The organism is Pseudomonas fluorescens (assembly GCF_900636825.1).
GTDB lineage: Bacteria > Pseudomonadota > Gammaproteobacteria > Pseudomonadales > Pseudomonadaceae > Aquipseudomonas > Aquipseudomonas fluorescens_BG.
In genome coordinates this window covers 3898041-3917628 of record NZ_LR134318.1, presented here as the reverse complement: position 1 = coordinate 3917628, position 19588 = coordinate 3898041, and the positions used below count along the sequence as shown (strand labels likewise).

The window sequence follows — 19588 nt, the reverse complement described above, 5'->3', positions numbered from 1 at the left end:
TGCGATGGTCATCGTCTAGCGTCGGTGAGCCTTGATCAACGCCACGAGCGGCCGCATGGCCCGATCATCATAATGAAGAGGAAGACATCATGGATTCATCCGATTTCAAACCTTCTCGCCGACTTGTGCTTCAGGGGGCTGCGATGACTGCCGCAGTCGGTCTTGTTGCACCGCTTGCTGCCCAAGCTGCAACGGTTCCTTCAGACGCTCCCAAGCCGCTGCGCAATCCGCAACTCAGTTATCCGAAGCCGCCTTTCGCGGAGCAATCGCAGCCTTGGCCGGGACTTGCCGGCAAGATGGATCCACGTCCTGATCATGGCGAAAGCAGTTACCAGGGTAGCCAGCAACTTGCGGGGAGGCGTGCTCTGATCACCGGTGGTGACTCGGGCATTGGTCGCGCGGTCGCCATCGCATTTGCGCGAGAAGGAGCGGACGTGGCAATCAACTACTTGCCTGACGAGGAGGCCGATGCTCAGGAAGTCGCGCAGTTGATACGTCAAGCAGGTCGCAAGGCCGTGACCATTCCTGGCGATATAAGAAGCGCTGAATTCTGCCGACGTTTGGTTAAAGATGCCGCCCAAGCGCTCGGTGGACTTGACATTCTGGTCAACAACGCCGGGCGGCAGCACAGTTACGATTCGATTCTCGATATCTCTGACGAACATTTCGATTGGACGCTCAAGACTAATCTGTATGCTTTATTCTGGATAACTAAGGCGGCGGTTGCCGTTATGCCGGAAGGATCGGCGATCATTAATACTGCGTCAGTCAATGCATATGATCCTTCGGAGAATCTGCTGGACTATGCGATGACGAAGGCCGGTATCGCCAATTTCAGCAAGGGCTTGGCCAAGCAACTGGCCGACAAAGGTATTCGGGTGAATGCGGTCGCACCAGGGCCTTTTTGGACGCCTCTGCAAGTCAGCGGAGGGCAAACTATGGCTAAACTTAAACAATTTGGAAGCGACACCCCGATGAAGAGGCCTGGACAACCTGCGGAAATCGCCCCGGTGTATGTCCAGTTGGCCTCGCCCAAGTCCAGTTATGTGACAGGACAGGTATACGGAGCATCAGGGGGGAAGGGACAGCCTTGACGTGAGATTGATGCGCCTGCCATCGGCAGGCGCTGACTATGCTCGGTGATGCCTAGAATTCGCTCTTCCGTGCAGGCATTACAACAAACTTGACGCCCCCATCCAAAGCGCCATACCCACCATCATCAAATTCTCTGTCATCGATATAAAGCCCAGCGGGACGTTGCTATCACCACCCACGCAGGCGCATTTCAGGTCTCTTTTTTCAACATACACTGCCTTGAAAACCGAGTACGCCCCGACGCTGCCGATGAACAGAGCGACAGGCACCGACAGCCATGTGAGGGCATTGGCGATCATGAGAACTCCCGCGAGGGCTTAAGCTAACGGGTAAACATAGGCGTAGCGCACGACGCGGCGCGCGAGCAAGTCGTATCCCAGAAACATGTTGCTAAAACTCTCGAGATTCCGGAGCTTGAGAATGGCAAGGATGCACACTGAAGGCGATGAACCTTTGGATGACTGAAGAGGTAAACAGACTGTCAACTGTTCCCCACTGGGCCGCCAAAGCCATGAGCGCGGCAACTGCAAATACCGCAATAACGGGCTGGTAGGTCACAGCGTCAGGGTTGGTTACCGGTTTGCCGAGATAGCGTCGCACATCATCATTGCCACCAATAGTGTTCCGTTGATAAACACTTGCGGTGTCGTCTCAACGCCTTGTTCCTTCATGAACGCATCGGTTTGTACACGAGTACGCAGCCATCTGTCGTCGACATCGAAGCCTTCCCTAATCAGCAAATCCCGTGCATTCAACCCAAAAGGGCAGAGATGGTCTTTCATGACCATGCGATAAATCGGTGCGTGCTTATCCGTACTTGGCCTCCGGCTTTAATGCTGATTCACCCGCAGTACTACCCCAATGCACCTGTTACTTAGCGACCGCATCGAGGGGCCTAGGCGGAGTCTTTTACCTCATAATGCGCACGATGATTACCTTCCCCTAAAGGGCTTTGATCAGGCCTACAAAGTCAGCTAGCTCTTGCCCATGGCGGGCGCGGTGAAACTAATTCCAGTTTTACCTTTAGCAGGGGGTGCTGGGCGTCAGGTATTTCAATCGTCGAGACCCGTCGGCCCCTTTAGCTAAAAGCTTTCAGAGGCGAGGATTGTGTCTCACCGACGCTCAATTAGGTCACCAAGTCGAAATCACGGAAAATGTATCAATGCTTATGTCTTGTACATCGACGGCTCGATCTACACCGATTTCCTTTTAAGGAAAGGAATTCGATCGGCCGAAGCCGTGACGAAAACCTTAGCACCTTCGATGCGTACGAACTGCAGCGCAAAAAGACCAACACCACCGCTACCCCCTATGGATCCAAACCTTTTGACCCTATTCAATTATTCTGTCCTTTACCAGCAACTGCCAAGCGTATGCGCCCGCCAGCGGTAGCGCCCGCTGCATGCCGCTAGTCGAGAGACGAGGGGACAAAAGCCAGATGAACGCCAAGCCTGAGGGGTCAGGAATGTGTGGGCTTGATTCCGAACCACGTACTTTTCGCAGAGCTGCTGAGGTTTCCAGTGACTGCTTGCAGAAGTTGTTGGAGTAGGGGCCATATGCTAAAACGGATGCCAGAGCTAGATGAGCCAGAGAGGATTCAGAATTCAGATATCGATATTGCGACAGGGCAGGCTGTGAGAACGCCCGGAATTCCCGTCATACGTTGACGGAGTAACTGGCGATGAGAATCTGGACGTTTAGGAGCCTTTGCGAAAATCTTGAATCCAGCTGGTGCTCAACAACGAGAGGCGGACGCATCTGAGGACACTAGATGGGGAATCAGAGCGATGATGTGGCACGCCAGCTGGGCGAAACCAATACGTCGTTTCTTTAGGGGGCAGGAGCAGGAGAAAACACATTAGCAAACATCGCAGCGTGGTAGGTGCAACACTGCATTATTGCCACCGAGCCAGCTAGGCATGCGAAGAAACGATGTACTTGAAGCATTGCCTGCTGCGCTTTTCAGGACATCCTGGATTATATGGCGCGGTGAATAATCTATGCGCATCACCTAATATGAGGGCTATTAGATACCGCTTTAATCACGAAGGAATCAACATGTCTCGTCTCGCCGAATACCGCAAGCTTGAACAACAACTCGCAGCCCAGCTCGCAGAACTGGAGTCCATGAAATCTGATTCCGGCCTTCAAGCCGAGATGCAATTTGAAAGCAAACTCCGCGCGCTGCTGGCTGAATACGGCTACAGCTTGCGTGACGTCATCAGCTTGCTGGATCCCAATGCTGCTAAGCGCGGCAAATCGGCTCCTTTGACAACTCCGGAGAAGGGCACCCGGAAGGCGCGTTCGTTGAAGATCTACAAGAATCCGTATAGCGGCGAGATTGTTGAAACGAAGGGTGGAAATCACAAGCTGCTCAAAGCTTGGAAAAATGAACATGGCTCTGACGTTGTAGAGTCCTGGCTTAGTAAGTGATCTGAAAATTGTATGATTGCTAAGGCCGCCTGAGGGCGGCTTTTGTATTTGCGCTGATCGTGCAGCTCCGGCTTCGTCCTCAGAAAGTATTATCAGTTGGGCTGCTCTGTGTCGACCACCTGACCAATTGCCCAGATGCGCCAATCACTTTTTCAGGTGTTACCATTTCATAATGGCCCTGACCGTTGGGCAATAGGTGACGTTTATTTGTTCGACTGCGTCAAGGTCACCCACAGAAAGCAACGTTGCGCGGTCGGAAAGCTCATCCTGCAACCCCACCCATGCATTAATTTTAGGGTGTCCGGCTTTGAACTGATCTCCTCGCGATGAATCAGTTCGGAGTAATGGCCAATCGTTAAGCTCAACCTGCTGCAGGCAACGTCGCAGCGTTCCCACTTGCTTGATCCAGCCATGCTTTCGTCTGCCATACATAGTCTCCACTTTAGGAAAAGATTATCTCTGCGTATCGGTAAGCGCTTGGTAAGTCGCGGATGATCACCATGGGAAAAGGGCGGCTATCCCTTCCCGATTCATCAAACCAGCGTCGAGACAGATGGGCTAAAAACTTCCACTCGTAAACAGACGCGTAATCAGGGTTGGTGGTAGATTTCGCGGCTAAACATGGGAAATCCCAGCCCAGAGTTCGCCGAGAGCATCGCGGGTACGATCATCACGGATCTATAAAATTATCAGGAGGTAAAATCACTGCTGGTTTGCTTAAGAGTCAGCAGCGGTGCCGTTTGCCTCTAACTCTCCAGATATCGCTTTGCCCGCAATTTGCGCGACCTCTATCAACCGCTCACGGGACATGCCGCTGCATGCCGCAGCCGAGAGCCCACGCAAAGTGATCACTATGTAGTCAGTCAGCGCTTGCGCGCCTCCTGGACAAACCTGGTCAAGGTAATGGCGGATCGTCTGAATTGCGGCTTCGCCCAGCTTCTCGGCCATGTTTCGGGCCACTGGGTCATCTGCGCGCAAGCCCTCAGTGACTAGGCAACCACGCAAATCGGTATCTCCGTACTGCTTCGCGGCAGCTACAAGCAGCGACGTCAGTGCTGCTGCGGGTGGTAAATCCGGCGTTAGCAGCTTGTCCAGAGGTAACGCTTTTTCGCCAGCGTAGCGACGCATGGCCCGCTCGAACAGCTCGGCCTTGCTGCCATAGGCGGCATAGAAGCTCGGGGGCTTGATATTCATGGCCTCCGTCAGGTCGGACAGGCTGACTGCATCGTACCCCCGGTGATGAAACAACGCCTGAGCAATGGCTATCCCTTGCTCGCGGTCGAAAGCGGGGCGGCGCTGGCGGGTATTTACGTTCATGGCTGTCTCATTCAGGCGAGACCACAACTGTAGCGACCGCTCCAACCCATATCAATCACGACACACAATTTATTTAGTGATTGCTAAAAAGAGGTTGTGAATGGATGTTCGTCTATGTAGTGTTCACTACATGTTTATTCGCTGAGGCATGTCCCATGGAATTTAGAAACAAGGTTGTTCTGGTCACCGGAGGCTCTTCAGGCCTCGGCTTCGCCATTGCCGAAGCGTTCGCGCTCAAGGGCGCTACTCTGATCATCACAGGGCGTCGGCAGCCTCAGCTCGATGAAGCCGTGAGTCGCCTCGGTGGGAACTCGTCCGCCGTATGCGCCGATATCTCGAACCCCATCGACCTTGCCGGGCTGTTCAGCCACGTACAGGCGGTTCATGGCCATATCGATGTGCTGATTGCCAACGCCGGGATTGGTGCAATAGAGCCTCTGGGGGCAATTACCGAAGCAGGCTTCGATAAGGTTTTCACGACCAACGTCAAAGGCACGACCTTCACGGTGCAGGGTGCGCTGCCGTTGATGGGCGAGGGAAGCAGCATTGTCATCATCGGATCGACCGCCTCGATCAACCCCGGCCCAGGTTTAAGCGTTTACGGAGCTTCCAAAGCAGCGCTAAGGGCGCTGGTGCGCAGTTGGATTTTGGATATCAAAGGTTCCGGCGTTCGCATCAACCTGCTTAGTCCAGGCCCCGTGAAGACCCAGTCCCTGCGCGATGTGCTCGGAGAAAACTCGCAGCAGGTGATTGATGTCCTCAGCGAAAAGAGCACGCTCGGTCGAATCGGCGAGGCGTATGAGATTGGCCAGGCCGCGATCTTCCTGGCAAGCGATGCGTCGAGTTACATCAACGGCACCGAGCTGTTCGCCGACGGTGGCGCCTCCCAAGTCTGACGAGTATTGGGCCGCCATGCGCTGTCGGCAACAAGCTGTGGCAGCCGATTAATTGGCGTTTACGGAGTTATCTCATGAACAGTTTCGCGGGTTCGGCAATAGATCATGTTGGCATCGGTGTTTCGGATATCTCTCACGCTCAGGTGTTCTACGAATCAGTGCTCAGGCCACTAGGGATCACCTTGGTGATGAGCATTGCGAACGAACCTCCATGCGCCAAGCCTCGACGGTTGGGGTTTGGCTCTGGGGGAAAGCCATTCTTTTGGGTGCATGAAGCGCCCGTTCCAAGTCAGGGAGCGCATATTGCGTTGATCGCGACGAGTCGTGAGGCGGTGGACGCTTTCTATGCAGCAGGTATAGCCGCTGGCGGACAAGACAACGGAGCACCTGGTATTAGGCGCAATTACCACTCCGGTTATTACGCCGCCTATGTGCTGGCGCCTCATGATGTGAATCTGGAAGCGTGTAGTGGTCTAATGAAACCGGACACCCATTTAGGCGAGAATGCTCGCCACAGAGAGGTGTCTGATGACCAAGCAACGTCGTACCTTTACCCCTGAGTTCAAGCGCGAGGCGGCGTGCCTGGTGCTCGACCAAGGCTACACCCATACCGAAGCAGCCCGTTCGCTTGGGCTGGTTGAGTCGGCCTTGCGTCGTTGGGTGAACCAGCTCCAGCAAGAACGTGGCGGTGTTACTCCAACCAGCAAAGCCCTGACGCCTGAGCAGCAAAAAATCCAGGAACTCGAAGCTCGTATCAATCGGCTCGAACGGGAAAAATCGATCTTAAAAAAGGCCACCGCGCTCTTGATGGCCGAGGAACACGAGCGTTCGCGTTAATCGATCAACTTCGGGCTCAAGAGCCGATTGATCTGTTGTGCTCGGTATTTGAAGTAACCCGATCTTGCTACTACGCCTACTGCCGGAAACGTCGGTATCCGGATGCCGAACGGGTGGTTTTGCGCAGCCGTGTGAACGAGCTGTTTACGCAAAGCCGAAGCGCTGCGGGCAGCCGGAGCATCATGCTGATGATGAAAGAGGACGGTATGCGAATCGGGCGATTCAAGGTACGCAAGTTGATGCGCGAGATGAACTTGATCAGCAAACAGCCGGGTTCCCATGCCTATAAAAAGGCGACCGTGGAGCGGCCTGATATCCCGAACGTGCTTGATCGAGGGTTCAGCGTGGCGTCCCCCGACAAGGTTTGGTGCGGTGACATCACGTACGTTTGGGCCGAAGGTCGGTGGCACTATCTAGCGGCGGTAATCGATCTTTATGCGCGCCGGGTTGTGGGCTGGGCGTTCTCGGCCAAGCCCGACGCCGACCTGGTGATCAAAGCGCTGGACATGGCCTATGAGCAGCGTGGCCGGCCTCAAAATGTGCTGTTTCACAGTGATCAAGGCAGTCAATACGGCAGCCGGAGTTTCCGCCAGAGACTGTGGCGATACCGCTTCACGCAGAGCATGAGTCGTCGCGGCAACTGCCATGATAATGCGCCGATGGAACGACTATTTCGCAGCCTAAAAAGTGAATGGATACCGACGGTGGGCTACATGAGCGCTGCGCTAGCGCAACAGGATATCGGCCGGTTCCTGATGGAGCGATACAACTGGCGGCGACCGCATCAGTTCAACGAAGGGCTAGCGCCTGCGGTCGCTGAGGAAAAACTCAATTCAGTGTCCGGGATCAGTTGACCACTACAAGAGAACGCTAAACGCATTTCTGCGATCAAGGCTTGCTCGGATCGAGATAAGGAAGCTTGCTTGGCAGTGAAAGCGCTATGGCAGAAGGCCGGTCACTGGCCTCTACTAGGGATCAGTGAGGAACTTGAACCGGTCACCCTCTGCGGTAAGACATTCCATGCCCATGGCTATGCTGCAAACTTGAATGCTTATGTAGTTCTGGAGCTTGATGCAAATGAGCCAGATATCATCAAAATTAAGGATGGAAAAAAGCTGGTCAAGCTTTCCCAGGCACTCCACATGCGGAGAATTTTCTTCCAGCTCTTCTTCTCGAAGCGAATTCTCTACTTCACCAGTTATGCCGATGCGTTGCATTCTCTTGAGACGTTGCGAGGTAAAGTCTCGGGTGTCCCTAAGTTTAGCTATCAGGTCGGAGGGGATATCAAACCAGCCCCGATCATGGAAGCGTTTCACAGCTGTGCTTCTTTCTTAGAGAATCTCGGGTTGGATGTGCCTATCGCCACCAAAGGTATGGACTTCAAGAAAAAAGCCATTGAGGGAAAGTTTTTTGAAGCGCTTGGTATTTTCTGGCCGGCATTTGAAGCCTTCCTGTCTGATCAGAATCCGCCAGTTTTTACGTTTAACAAGATGTTTTCGATGTTTAATGAGCATGCGGAAGATAATTTCGAAAGAATTCCAAATGCCGTGTTGGACGCTCAGATGGTCACTCTCGTGGATGAGTTCCAAGACTGTGGTGCGAATACCATTAGTTGGCTGCGTGGCGTCTTGGGAGAGCTTCGGCATCGTGGTTTAAAATTCCATTCTCCTGAGGGCCTGATCTTTCCATCTCTCATGGCGGTTGGAGATGATTGGCAGAGCATCTACGGATGGAGAGGAAGCTCGCCTAAGTTCTTCCAGCACTTCAAGCAATACTTTCCCTCCCCTAGAACTCTGGATCTCAAGCTGCAGCAGAATTTCAGGTCTCAGCAGATGGTCATCGATGCTGCTGAAAGCATCGTGAAGCACACGCGCGGTATCTCTGGTAAGCATGGCGAAGCGGCGCATCCTGATGTGAAGGATTTAAATCATCCAGTCCAGCTATGGGACAAGGATGACGAACAGCTTGTGAATCTGGTCGAGCAGCATTACGAGCAGGGCGACGAGATTATGGTGTTGTCTCGATCCAGAAGTACGCTGAAAGAAGCGGGTCAACTGATTAGTCATCTCAAGCAGCGGGCGAGGGAAGACAAGCACCCCGACCAAATTCGACTCCTGACCTACCATGGCTCCAAGGGGTTGGAGGCCGACGCCGTGTTCATGTTAGGCGACTGTGAGCAACTGACCTCGTCCGATTGGCGCAATCAAGCGTATGCCTTAGCCAAGCTCGAGATGAATGGCGAGGCGAGGGCCTACGATCTGGCACAAGGAGAAGAGGTGATGAGGCTGGCGTATGTGGCTATCACCAGGGCGAAGCTCCACTGCTACTGGTTCCTAGATGAGTCGAAGGGCGGTGCGAAGAGCTTCCCGAAAGCGTCGGAAAAGATTGACGAGCGCCAACCCTACTTCTGCGATTTTCGGAAGTAAGTAAACATCGTCCCAGCTGCCGAATTCTTCGCTTTTCAGATTATCGAGTACACGGGAGCTGGGGCGATCAAAATGTTTTCACATGGTTTCGCCGGGCTGCCTGTTGTGCATCTTTTTGTCACCGCGAGTGTGCTAGCTTGGGTGCGGCTCTAGCATTGGCCACTTGGCTGGGTGGCAAGGTCTGCAGATTACACTGCGATAACCAAGGGGGATGGATGAGCGTTGATCGCACCGGGTTTCGAGAGATTTACAACTTTGAACACCACCTCACCTCCGAGAGTGGCTTTGTCATTGGCCTCTACCGAATTACGGTCAACAAAGAGCTCAGTGCGGGGGATTTCGTACGGTCTCCACGGCTCGTTTCTGGTGGTGCTTTCGATTCCTCCGGGTTCAAGAATAGCGTCACCGAGGAGCCTCCAGCTCTCGTAGCTGGAGCGTAACGGCTGCCGTATCATCGGGAGCAAACAGGAGGCTCCATGACTCGAGACACCAAGGACACTGTTTACTGCAACGTTCAGATGCCTATAGCGACGGGGCGGGAGCTCTCCCGATTAGTGGCTGTGCTACGAGCGTCAGGCAGCCATCCTGGACTAAACGCAGTTTTTGAAGAGATACAGCACGAGTTGGACTCGTCGATAGAATTCGTCGAGGAGCAACTCCGTGGTGATGGCGGATTCCGCCGGCGGCCACACTGACGCCTCTAAGTCGAAACCTTCTAATGCTGAAGTTAGATCGAACTGGCAAGCGGAGCGCGCAGGCCGAGAAGCCGAGGCGCGAGGATGGAAGCCCACCGGGCCGAGACGCGGTGAGCGGCTCGGTTCACGACAGCCGTCCCAAAGGGCGCGCACAGACAACTCTCTGAGCATTCCGGCCTGCGCGATAACGTCGTTATAAATATTTTGTGTTTCCGCTCAAGTTCGTTCAACGACAAACCGTTTACTTTTGTATTTAGCTGAAAAGGTAAGTACAGATGGTGAAGAAAATCGCTGCGTTGAGCACTCAATTCAAGGCTGAGCGTTCGATGACGTGTCGTGCTTTCCTCGATGAGGAAAGGGTGTTCTCTGCCTCGGTAGTGTTAACCGGGAACGTTGTGGCTTGCGTTTTAGACGACTCTGAATATCGCTTCACAGCTCAACAATGCGGAGAGCTGGCGGACAGCCTCGCTACCTTATTGAAAACCAGCACTGGGCTCGCTGCCAACCAAGTGAGGGTGGAGCGTCCGCTGAAGCTGGACTTTTGTAAGGTTTTTTACCAGTTGATTTTATCGAGAAGTCCGGTGAGCGGATGCGATCGACTGTACGGCTATGATTCCGACTCAGACAGTGTGCTATTTGGTGCCTCTGGATCGTTCCGACATCCCGGTACGCGTGATTCCTACAAGCTGTTCGTAGGGTTCAATGATGAGCTTTCCTTCCATTTTTGGGTATCGAGGACTGGGTGTACACCTTCAGCTTTGACGATGCGTCCTGGCTAATCGAGCAGATATGCGTTGGAGGCTATCTGCTTGCACAGATAGAACAAACAGAAAAAGAATTTAAGAAGAACGGAAGGAATTATCAATGAGCTCATCAAATGTAGATCCCGCTGTTGTACTAGATTTCAAACGCCACTTCCTGTGCAGGCGAGGTCGGGAGCTCGATGAGCGCTATGAATGCCGCGTTGCAGGCATTGAGGGAGGGGGCGCGAGTATTGAGTTTGAATTCGAAGGGATCGATGTCGACGCTGATGTAGCGGCAGATATTGCTTTTTGCCTTTCCGAAGCTCTGGCCATCACGGAACAAACGGATGTTGAAAGCGCGACGGCAGCACTACGTTACGAGGGCACGCTCAAAAGAAAGTATCGATTATCGCGTGGCGCATGGCAGTTCACCGCTACGGGGGTATTACACATTGAGAATGCTAGTCCCGAGCTTGTTGAGGGTACACATGGCGCAGGCACCCTTGTTGCTGTTCGAACCATAGAGGAGGGTGGCTTCGAACTAGAACTTGAAGAGATGGGCTACTCGTTTTCTGCGCAGGATGCACTCTGGTTGCAAGAGAAGCTCCTTGAAGTTAGCCAGCAGCTTCCAAAGCAGCACCCCCGAGTACGCTTGCTCGAGGCAGGATATAGCGCCTGGAAACCCTAAGGATTTGCGACGTACATGACTGGTGAATAGGATATTCACCATTGTGGGCCTAGCGGGGGGCAGTAGTGGCGCAGGTGCCCGGTGTCGTAAACGTCACCATTCAATTCCTGCCGAACCTTGTTCGTTAGGTCAGCACGTGTCTCGCGACACGGGCCGGATTTAGCTACAGCGTAGGCAGGACATCCAGCATCACTATTTCTCAACCAAATCTTTGTACAGTTCTCGTGCGGCAAGGATTTGATCTCTTAGTTCTTCGGGGTCAATCCTCATGCCACCGCGAGGCGTGACCTGAAGCGTCTTTAAGCGGTTCGCAGCCTTGATGAATGCTCGCTCCTCTGCTTGAACCCACTCTGGGCGTTTGTCCTTCCAAAATGACCATGCCATTTGCAGAGCCTCGCTTCTGAGTGGATGAGGCTAGTATGTGGTAGCTGCAAGGAATGTCCAAGCTAGGAATACTCTTCCAGGCTGTGAAGGCGTTGCTGGCCTTCAATCAAAATTTCACTGTTTTCGGCCAATGCCCCGACAGCGCTCTCTGGCTCGTACCAGTCTTTCGTGAGGTAGCTGCCCAGATCCCTAGTCGAAGCGCCCGAGCTTACACATCATGCGTTGCTCGACGCCAGGTTGTTAATGCATTACTACTAGAGGTATCTCAAGGCGTAAGCTCATCTTCCTCTAGAATGTTGAGCGGAGTGCCGGAAATAAACTCAATGTAGTTGCGCTTCAGCCTGCATTTCTTTGGCTTGAACAGCGCATCGAATATTGCATCCAGCAACTCAAGAATCTCTTGTATCATCTTCTGGACTTCATAGTCTCGCGCTGTGAACTTGACGTAGATAGGCCTTCTTCTGCGCCCACTGACTGCGATGAATTCGTAGAAATAGATTCGAGCTCTTTCTTGTTCTTCGCTATCTCTGCGAGCAATTTCATTCTGAAGTTCACGAATGGTTTCGGGGTCATAACTTATTCCTTCCTGCGTAGTTAGTTTGTGCCATGTGAGTCTTGAGCGCTTGAGCTGTCTGCCACTTATCTGTTTGCCGTCAAGCTCAAAGCTAATGCCTTTGGGGTGTCCCTCGTCGTTGAGCGTCAAGTTGATGTAGACCCCTTGCTTCCTGAGTAACCTTGTGAACGTGAACATGTCGCCGTCGACCGCATTGGTGGCTTCGATAGCTCCGGCGATCTTCGCAATCATCTTGTGCTTGAGTGGGAGGTCGCAGTCCCTGATCGATGCCTGGAGCTCTGCGTGAGTGATCGATACGCCCCATGTGTCTTTGGGCTTCGGTGCTTTGGTGAGGCCGAAGCGGTCTTCGATGCCGGAAACTGAATCGAGGCTGACGCTTCGCTCATTGCTGTCTTTGACCATACTGAAGTCGTCGTTGAGCCGAATGCGATTCGCGACGATGTGGACGTGTTGATGATCCTTATCCTGGTGCATCACGGCGACGTATTGATTGCTCTCATCGAAGCCTAGGTCTGTCATGTACTTCGTGACCGCCTGACGCCATTGCGGGGTTGTCAGGGACTCTCCGGGCCTCAGGGATAGCATCGCGTGAAAGACGGGTTTGATGGCCTTCTCTGAGTCGATAGCGAAGCGTCTGAGAGTCTCAACCTGGTCGAATTCTCGGATCATCTCCGAAAGGTCTGACTCGTTGCCCTGCAGCACGCCTGGCAGTGGGTCTGTGCTCATAGTGTTGAAGCTGATCGTCCGGATTCCGGAGATCGAGTGGTCGTGCTTTGTGCAGCCGAAAATGTACCTGATGCGGTTCTTGAAAGACCCTGCAGACTTGGGAAAGATCTTGCCAATCATTTCACACCTCCAAGATTCACTTGGGCGATGTACTTAACCTTTTCCAGCAGTTCGGAATCAGGGCGGACGGCGTTGATCATCGATGCGAGATTCATGAGCTCCCTAGCGATCTGGACGACATCCTGGGTGACTTTGGGCTTCACTTGTCCATTGGCTACGTAGTCACGGATAAAGGCTCCAGCGGACTTGTAGCCAGCTTCAACCATCTTTGCATTCAGGGTGTCGAGCTCAGTTTTATTCAGGCGCAGAGTAATGCGGGATTCTTTGTTTTGCCTCTCAATAGTTTTCATCTTGACCCACCTTTATTATTCTAGTTATCGAGCCTCTTAACGCAACACCCGAAGGGGTGTGAGTATCTAGTCGCTTATTGTCTGACATAGACACAACTGGCTATATACAAGCTCTAGACTTATTATGCAAAAGGAGCTTTGGGTGATTCTAGTGCTTTTGCTGTTTATTTTGAGTTAATTGTTTGTATACCTAAACTTTCGCAAGGTGTGAATGCGAAATCGCTCTCTGGTAATGCGAGATCACGGAACATTAAAACGAATTCGCAATCGGAAAGTGCTATCTTGCATAAGGGGCTAGCGAAATCACATTGAGCTAGTGCGATTTCGCTAGTTGTGCGTGCGAGGACGTTGACAGGCTCTTTTGGTTATTCCGGATAAACGCTTTTTGACGTGCTGTAGCGATCCATTGTTGTCGTCGATACCGGAAACGCAATTCCTTTTTTGCCTTGAGCCTCGACGGATCGGATTGCTTCTCGCAGAAACTCTAGCATGGTGTTTGAGGGCGAAACGAATGAAGATATAGAGTTTGAAAACCTCAGTTTTGCATCTGCCTCAAATTCTTTCCTCATTCCCAATACGACTACTTCATTGGTGGGTACTAATGATTTTTCGGTATAGGGTATTAGAACACCATCTTGATCGCGCTTGCTGTTCATGCGGTAAACATATAACTCATGACGCTTCCGCACAGGACACCATACGCCCGCCACGATTTCGGTATGCATTGCCTGAAATTCTTCAATGTCGAGCTTGTACTTGGAGGCAGACTTCAAGGCGTCATTCATTGAGTATTCGATAGTGTCAGCAATTAACTCGCCAGTGAGCAGACCCTCGAAATCTTTATTCAGAAATGTATCATCGTCCCAGTATGACACCTGATTTGGGCTGTTTAGAGGGTTCGGTTGGCAGTGTCTGATTACAGTGTAGATGATAGAGCGATCTTGCTCGTGACGCTTAAAACTTATTCTAAGGCTTTGCAGGTGAGTAGTGATGCTATTTATGATGTGTTGCGCTATCAGAGTGCTACCGGCAAAGCTTACAAACGTGTTGTTTGTTTCGTAGACCTCTTTGTAGTCTCTGAACGATCCGTCTGGCATAAAGTATGGTTTCCATAGTTTCACTTCAACGATGTGCGTTTTTCTGAAACCATTGAGGATCGTTCGGCCATTCGCGGGGTTCGTGATAGCGCTATCAGCAATAACAAAAAGTCCACCTGCTTCCATCTCAGGGATATATGTTGAATTTTTGTCATCCGAATATTGCGTGTAGTCAAATGATTTTGTGTGTTCATATCCTGCGATAATTAGAGTCATATTGTATCTGCATACCTGTATATGAATATTGGTTGGAGAGCTGGTTCACACCCTGATCCTGAAGTCGAGGCGTATAGAAGGCACCATTCCCAATAAGTCATAGATATGTGCGACCTACTTAAATAGGGTGCTAAGTTTAATAGCATGGCTTCTTCCTGATGCCTAGAGTGGTCAGAGTGCCACTATTCATACCATGGATTTAGGTCGCTGCTCACCCCGGCAATAATGGAAAGGCAGGTAGTGCTAGTCGGTAATGCCAGGATCGGAAGGTCAGAGATCAGAGTGGAGTCCAATCGGTCTGTCCAATATTTTCGGTGTCAGGGTATGAGGGCGGTATCAATACCTGCACACAGGATGCACACGACTACGGGAATGGCCAATGGATTTAGGCTTTGGCGATCCAATCCATCATCGGGGCGACGGAGAAGCGGCGGGACAGTGGGGTGGGTTGTAGGGGCATTTTGAAATCTGAATCAGGAGGGCGAAGGGTGGGGAGTTTAACAGGAATGGGATGGTGAAGATCGCGCGTCGCCATCACACTGCCGAGTTCATCGTCAGCGTTTTATGATTAAAGTGACCCATACCCTGTGGCGAAGGAGCTTGCTCCCGCTGGACTGCGCAGCAGGCCCTATCTCTTCAAGAGAGACATAGGGCCGCTTCGCGCCCCAGCGGGAGCAAGCTCCCTCGCCACAAAACCGGAGTCCGGCTTTACTTCTTACTGCGGCACCGCAATCCATTCGCTCAACGTCTTCTGATACTTACCCGTCACTTTGCTCAAATGCAGCCACTGATCGACATACAGTTTCCAGCTGATGTCATCACGCGGCAGCAAGTAAGCCTTCTCGCCGTACTGCATGTACTGATGCGGATTCACCGCGCACAGGCCCGGTTTGAGTTTTTGCTGATACAGCGCTTCCGAGGCGTCGGTGATCATCACGTCGGCCTTGTTGTCGAGCAGTTGCTGGAAGATTGTCACGTTGTCGTGCAACGCCAGTTGCGCCTTGGGCAGGAAGGCGTGGACGAAGGCTTCGTTGGTGCCGCCGGCGGGTTCGACCAGACGCACGTTGGGCTGGTTGATTTGCTCGACAGTCTGGTACTTGCTGACATCGGCGCAACGCACTAGCGGGATCTTGCCGTCGGTGTCGAGGGTGTTGCTGAAGTAGGCTTTTTTCTGCCGTTCCAGGGTCACCGAAATACCGCCCATGCCGATGTCGCACTTGCCGGCCTGCATGTCCGGCATCAACGTTTTCCAAGTGGTTTGCACCCATTCGACTTTGACGCCGAGGCTGTCCGCCAATGAGCGGGCCATGGCAATGTCGATGCCTTCGAAGTCGCCGTCGGTGCGTTTGAAGGTGTAAGGCTTATAGTCGCCGGTGGTGCAGACGCGCAATTGGCCTTGTTGCTGGATGGTGTCGAGGTGGGTGGTCTGTTCTGCGGCCTGAGCGTTCAAGGTCAGGGCGAACAATGTACCGAACAAGATTGTGTTTTTTGTCATGTTGTCGGGCTTCACAGGGATCGGATCGAGAAGTTAACCACGTTCTCGAGGCAGATCCCTATTGGCAGGGGATGATTACAGGCCCAAACCTTCCTGCACCGCCGACAAAAGATTATTTTCCGTCAGCGCGATCGCGTCCAATTGCTGCCCGGTTTCAATCGACTGCATCCACCAGTGACTTTCACCGTGTTCATCCACGGTGCGCAGCAAATAAGTATCCGTGGCAGACGGGTTGATCTGCACCCGACCGGCGCCATCCTCGGTAAACCGTGCGATGGGATCGAATGTCAGCGTTTGATGATTGGCTTCAATCACCAGTTGATCGATCGCGTAATCATGGCTTTCGCCGTCGGGCGAGGTTTCGCAAACGTGGGTCGGGTTACGGCGAATTTTCAGGCCGACCTCGGTGACCGGTTGCAGCCAAGCCTCGATGCGGTGGTACAGGTCATAGACCTGCGCCGGCCAGCAATCGATTTCCAGTGTCGCATCCGCCTGGACGTGTCGGGTTTGCTTGAGTCTGGCGGCGAGTTCGTCTGCTTTACTCATTTCGGATCCCTTGGTTGGAGGTCTGCCTGTTAATCGTAGACCGTTCAACCGCGCACGGCCTTGCCTTGCGTCATGCGCTTGCTATGAAAGCGTGTCGAAACCGCCGTTTGCCTGGTTGGTCAGGATCGAAAACCACGGACGCAGGCGTCCCAAGGGCGGGTCGATGAAAAAGCTGTTTACAATTTCGCCGCTGATCGCGCTGACGGCCGGTAGAAATTCACCCACGGAATCAGCTTGTAACTGTTTGAAATTCGCTCGTTGCCGGTTACGGCGTGAGGACAGCGAAAATAATCCGGCGAACGGCAATCATCCAATCGCATTGCGCGCCGATATAGCAGGCGGGAGGGTGTGGTTTGCCCCATGCATCCCGGTGGGCTAGGCTGAGAAACAAGGGTTTTCCAGCAGAGGCCTTTGTCGTACCTGCCCAGGACACGCTTTTGCCTATCCCTATTCACGATCCTCAACAGACCTCCGGCGCGCTCAAGCGTTTGCCTCTTCGCAAAGCGGCGCTGCTGTTTACGGTTGCGGTGTGCTTGTGCCTGTGCGGCTTGTTGTATCTGCAACTGGAGCAGTCGCGGCGTCAGGATCTGGCGGTGGCGCAAATGGCTTCGGGCAACCTGACCCGGGCGATGGCGCAGCAGGCTGAAGACACGTTTCTGGCGGCGGATCTGGTGTTGACGAGTCTGGTCGACTGGCTTCAGGACGACGGTTACGGCGCGCTACAAAAACCGCGTTTACAAAAAGCCTTTGCACGCCGCGTGCAGCAACTCAACCAATTGCATGGCATGTTTCTGTTCGACCGTGACGGGCAATGGGTGATCACGTCATTTCCCGATCTGCCGCGCGGTGACGGCGTGGCCGATCGTGAGTATTTCAAATTTCATCAGCAGAACGTCTCGACGGTGGCCCACATCGGCCCGGCGATTCGCAGTCGCGAGAACGGCGAGTGGATCATCCCGATTTCCAAACGTGTGAACGACCATGCCGGCCAGTTTCAGGGTGTGCTGATGGCCGGCATCAAGATGTCGTACTTCGATCAGTTCTTCAAAAGTTTCAGCCTCGACGACCAAGGCATCATGTTTCTAGGGCTCACGGACGGCACGTTGCTCGCGCGCCGGCCGTTCGATGAGTCGCGGATCGGCACTTCGCTGGCCAAAGGTGAGATCTATCAGACGCTGCTGCCCAACGCCGCTGCCGGCACCGCGATGCTCGAATCGGTGGTCGATGGCACGACTCGTTTGTATGGCTACCGGCAGTTGGCGTCGTATCCGCTGGTGGTTTCCGCAGCGACCTCGCGCGACACGATTCTCAAGGGCTGGTCGGAGCGGGCGTTTCAGTCCAGCGTGATTGTTGCGTTGCTGATCCTCGGCGTCGGGCTGTTTGGCTGGGTGTTCATTCATCAGGTGCGCGATGGCGAGCGCATCGAAAAGAATCTGCGCAAGGCGCAGCGCACGCTGGAGCAGATCGCCACGCACGACAGCCTGACCGGATTGGCCAATCGGCGGTTGTTCGAGCGATCGCTGGAAATCGAGTTTGCCCGGGGTGCGCGGCAGGTCAGCCCGGTGAGTCTGATCATGCTCGATATCGACTTTTTCAAACGCTACAACGATGCCTACGGGCATGTCGCGGGGGATCAGTGTCTGGCGCAAGTGGCTCAGGTGTTGAGAGCCTGCTGTCAGCGCAAATCCGATCTGGCGGTGCGTTACGGTGGCGAAGAGTTTGCCGTATTGCTGCCGGATACCGACATCAATGGGGCGCTGGCGATCGCTGGGCAGATCCGCCGCAGCGTCATCGACAAACACATCACCCACAGCGGCTCGCCGACGGAATATCTCACCGTGAGTCTCGGATGCTATTCGTTTATTCCTTCGGGCAAAGACGATCCGCAAGTATTTATCCAGCGTGCGGATGCGGCGTTGTATCAGGCTAAAAACGCCGGTCGCAACCGTGCAGCGGTATTGTCGCTGGAGAGCGGTCTGGCCGAGCTGATGCGCTCCGACCGCTGATCATCAAACTGGCATAAAACCTGTGGGAGCAGGCTCGCTCCCACAGCGTGTTCAAGCAGGGCAGCCACCGTGGTTATCTGGGGTGGCTCTTGTTCGTTCAGCTGCCTGAGCCACCGCCCGCGCCGCCAGTGCCACCGCCTGCTGCACCGGTGCCGCCGCCAGCGCCCGAACCCGAACCACTGGCGCCGCCGTTGGTGCCCGTTCCAGTGCCGGTGCCGGTGCCCATGCCTGAACCGGACCCCGAGCCCATGCCAGAACCGGTGCCAGTGCCCGAACCGGTGCCGCCAGAACCGCCACCGCTACCGCCCGAAGGTGCGCCCGGCGTGTTGTCCGGCGGCATGGTCGAGCTGCTTGCGCCTCCGGATTTGGTGCCGGTCGCATCGGTGCTGTCGTTGGCGGCGAAGCTGGCCGCTGAAGCCGTGGCGAGCAGGCCGGCGAGGAATAACGAGGTGAGTTTGCGCGTCATCATGATCCGTCTCCAGATGTGGGGATGTACCTGATATTGGTCAGACGCGCAGAACCCTTGGTGCCCATCGACTGACGAGCGGTCAGCGGCAAGGGGTCGCCTGGCAAACGCAGGCGGGCGCCGTCGTGCAGGCAAGACTCTCGGGACATCCGCAGCCCTGTGGCGTCGCCGCGGCATCGCGCGTACGGCTGACCCATGCTTCACCGTTCAACGACGTTATCCGCCGTTGCGCCGGGCTGATCGCGCTGTTGGTCTGCATCGCGACCACGGGGCGTTGCTCGGCGTTCCAGGGTTTCCAGTCCACATGCTGCGCAGTAATGCCAAGTGGTCCGGCCATGAACAACAAGCCGAGACGGGCAAGGGTCTGCCGACGGCTGAGCGTTTGTTTATGCGCGCTGTAAAAGCGGGCGTCTGGCGAAGTCGAAGGCGAGTGAGTGGACGACATGACGGGCTGATACTCGATTCTGGCATCCATTGCCTGAAGTGCAATTAAGAATTGATCGCATTCTAGTGGCACCGATCAGGGGCTGGCAATTGC

The 19588-nt window shown here is 53.9% G+C and carries 19 protein-coding genes and 1 pseudogene; 10 read left to right on the top strand and 10 right to left on the bottom strand.

Annotation, left to right across the window (positions count from 1 at the left end):
* Window positions 1-89: 89 nt before the first annotated feature.
* Window positions 90-1094 carry an SDR family oxidoreductase gene (locus tag EL257_RS17665; RefSeq protein WP_126364788.1) on the top strand — a complete coding sequence of 335 codons (1005 nt, stop codon included), beginning with the start codon at window positions 90-92 and terminating at the stop codon, window positions 1092-1094.
* A 78-nt stretch (window positions 1095-1172) separates the two neighbouring features.
* Here EL257_RS17665 and EL257_RS28465 read toward each other — a convergent pair.
* Window positions 1173-1883, bottom strand: a pseudogene (locus tag EL257_RS28465) (MauE/DoxX family redox-associated membrane protein).
* Window positions 1884-3153: 1270 nt separating this feature from the next.
* On the opposite strand from EL257_RS28465, the gene EL257_RS17655 reads away from it, so the two are divergent.
* Window positions 3154-3528, top strand: coding sequence for a histone-like nucleoid-structuring protein, MvaT/MvaU family (locus EL257_RS17655; RefSeq protein WP_126364786.1), 375 nt, complete (start codon window positions 3154-3156; stop codon window positions 3526-3528).
* 717 nt (window positions 3529-4245) lie between these two features.
* Here EL257_RS17655 and EL257_RS17650 read toward each other — a convergent pair.
* Complete coding sequence (locus tag EL257_RS17650; protein ID WP_126364784.1) at window positions 4246-4845, bottom strand: TetR/AcrR family transcriptional regulator; 600 nt, start codon at window positions 4843-4845, stop codon at window positions 4246-4248.
* A gap of 155 nt (window positions 4846-5000) precedes the next feature.
* Here EL257_RS17650 and EL257_RS17645 point away from each other — a divergent pair, with 155 nt between their 5' ends.
* The 7 genes from EL257_RS17645 to EL257_RS17615 all read left to right on the top strand — a co-directional run bounded on the left by EL257_RS17645 (window position 5001) and on the right by EL257_RS17615 (window position 11130).
* A complete protein-coding gene (locus EL257_RS17645) occupies window positions 5001-5741 on the top strand; it encodes an SDR family NAD(P)-dependent oxidoreductase (protein ID WP_126364782.1) in 741 nt (246 codons plus the stop codon).
* 74 nt (window positions 5742-5815) lie between these two features.
* Window positions 5816-6301, top strand: a complete 486-nt coding sequence (locus EL257_RS17640; RefSeq protein WP_126364780.1) for a VOC family protein — start codon at window positions 5816-5818, stop codon at window positions 6299-6301.
* Window positions 6270-7432 (top strand): IS3 family transposase gene (locus EL257_RS17635; RefSeq protein ID WP_126364779.1). Its coding sequence is split into 2 segments (ribosomal slippage): window positions 6270-6522 and window positions 6522-7432, totalling 1164 coding nucleotides; the frame shifts between segments, so codons are not numbered across the junction. The genes EL257_RS17640 and EL257_RS17635 overlap by 32 nt, the downstream gene beginning before the upstream one ends.
* Before the next feature lie 75 nt (window positions 7433-7507).
* On the top strand, window positions 7508-9004 hold the full coding sequence (locus EL257_RS17630; protein WP_232013114.1) for a 3'-5' exonuclease: 1497 nt from the start codon (window positions 7508-7510) through the stop codon (window positions 9002-9004).
* A 476-nt stretch (window positions 9005-9480) separates the two neighbouring features.
* Window positions 9481-9699 carry a hypothetical protein gene (locus EL257_RS28060; RefSeq protein ID WP_126364775.1) on the top strand — a complete coding sequence of 73 codons (219 nt, stop codon included), beginning with the start codon at window positions 9481-9483 and terminating at the stop codon, window positions 9697-9699.
* Between the two features lie 275 nt (window positions 9700-9974).
* The gene (locus tag EL257_RS17620; RefSeq protein ID WP_232013028.1) at window positions 9975-10478 is read left to right on the top strand and encodes a hypothetical protein; all 504 of its coding nucleotides are present in this window, start codon (window positions 9975-9977) and stop codon (window positions 10476-10478) included.
* A gap of 85 nt (window positions 10479-10563) precedes the next feature.
* Entirely contained in the window at window positions 10564-11130 is a 567-nt protein-coding gene (locus tag EL257_RS17615) for a hypothetical protein (RefSeq protein WP_126364773.1), read from the top strand.
* A gap of 649 nt (window positions 11131-11779) precedes the next feature.
* Here the strand turns inward: EL257_RS17615 and EL257_RS17605 are convergent.
* From EL257_RS17605 to EL257_RS17580, 6 genes are all read right to left on the bottom strand, one after another.
* The gene (locus EL257_RS17605) at window positions 11780-12934 is read right to left on the bottom strand and encodes a relaxase/mobilization nuclease domain-containing protein (protein ID WP_126364771.1); all 1155 of its coding nucleotides are present in this window, start codon (window positions 12932-12934) and stop codon (window positions 11780-11782) included.
* Complete coding sequence (locus EL257_RS17600; protein WP_126364769.1) at window positions 12931-13224, bottom strand: plasmid mobilization protein; 294 nt, start codon at window positions 13222-13224, stop codon at window positions 12931-12933. Before EL257_RS17600 ends, EL257_RS17605 begins: the two co-directional genes overlap by 4 nt.
* 365 nt (window positions 13225-13589) lie before the next feature.
* Window positions 13590-14537 (bottom strand): hypothetical protein, encoded by a 948-nt coding sequence (locus EL257_RS17595; RefSeq protein ID WP_126364767.1) that lies wholly within the window; start codon window positions 14535-14537, stop codon window positions 13590-13592.
* Between the two features lie 715 nt (window positions 14538-15252).
* Window positions 15253-16032: a transporter substrate-binding domain-containing protein gene (locus EL257_RS17590; protein ID WP_172604495.1), complete on the bottom strand. Its 780-nt coding sequence runs from the start codon at window positions 16030-16032 to the stop codon at window positions 15253-15255.
* A gap of 75 nt (window positions 16033-16107) precedes the next feature.
* Window positions 16108-16578 (bottom strand): hypothetical protein, encoded by a 471-nt coding sequence (locus tag EL257_RS17585; RefSeq protein ID WP_126364763.1) that lies wholly within the window; start codon window positions 16576-16578, stop codon window positions 16108-16110.
* An 81-nt stretch (window positions 16579-16659) separates the two neighbouring features.
* The gene (locus EL257_RS17580; RefSeq protein ID WP_126364761.1) at window positions 16660-16884 is read right to left on the bottom strand and encodes a hypothetical protein; all 225 of its coding nucleotides are present in this window, start codon (window positions 16882-16884) and stop codon (window positions 16660-16662) included.
* 131 nt (window positions 16885-17015) lie between these two features.
* On the opposite strand from EL257_RS17580, the gene EL257_RS17575 reads away from it, so the two are divergent.
* Complete coding sequence (locus tag EL257_RS17575) at window positions 17016-18584, top strand: sensor domain-containing diguanylate cyclase (RefSeq protein ID WP_126364759.1); 1569 nt, start codon at window positions 17016-17018, stop codon at window positions 18582-18584.
* 97 nt (window positions 18585-18681) lie between these two features.
* Here the strand turns inward: EL257_RS17575 and EL257_RS17570 are convergent, their stop codons facing one another.
* On the bottom strand, window positions 18682-19053 hold the full coding sequence (locus EL257_RS17570; protein ID WP_126364757.1) for a hypothetical protein: 372 nt from the start codon (window positions 19051-19053) through the stop codon (window positions 18682-18684).
* A 79-nt stretch (window positions 19054-19132) separates the two neighbouring features.
* The gene (locus tag EL257_RS17565) at window positions 19133-19495 is read right to left on the bottom strand and encodes a hypothetical protein (RefSeq protein WP_126364755.1); all 363 of its coding nucleotides are present in this window, start codon (window positions 19493-19495) and stop codon (window positions 19133-19135) included.
* Window positions 19496-19588: the final 93 nt, after the last annotated feature.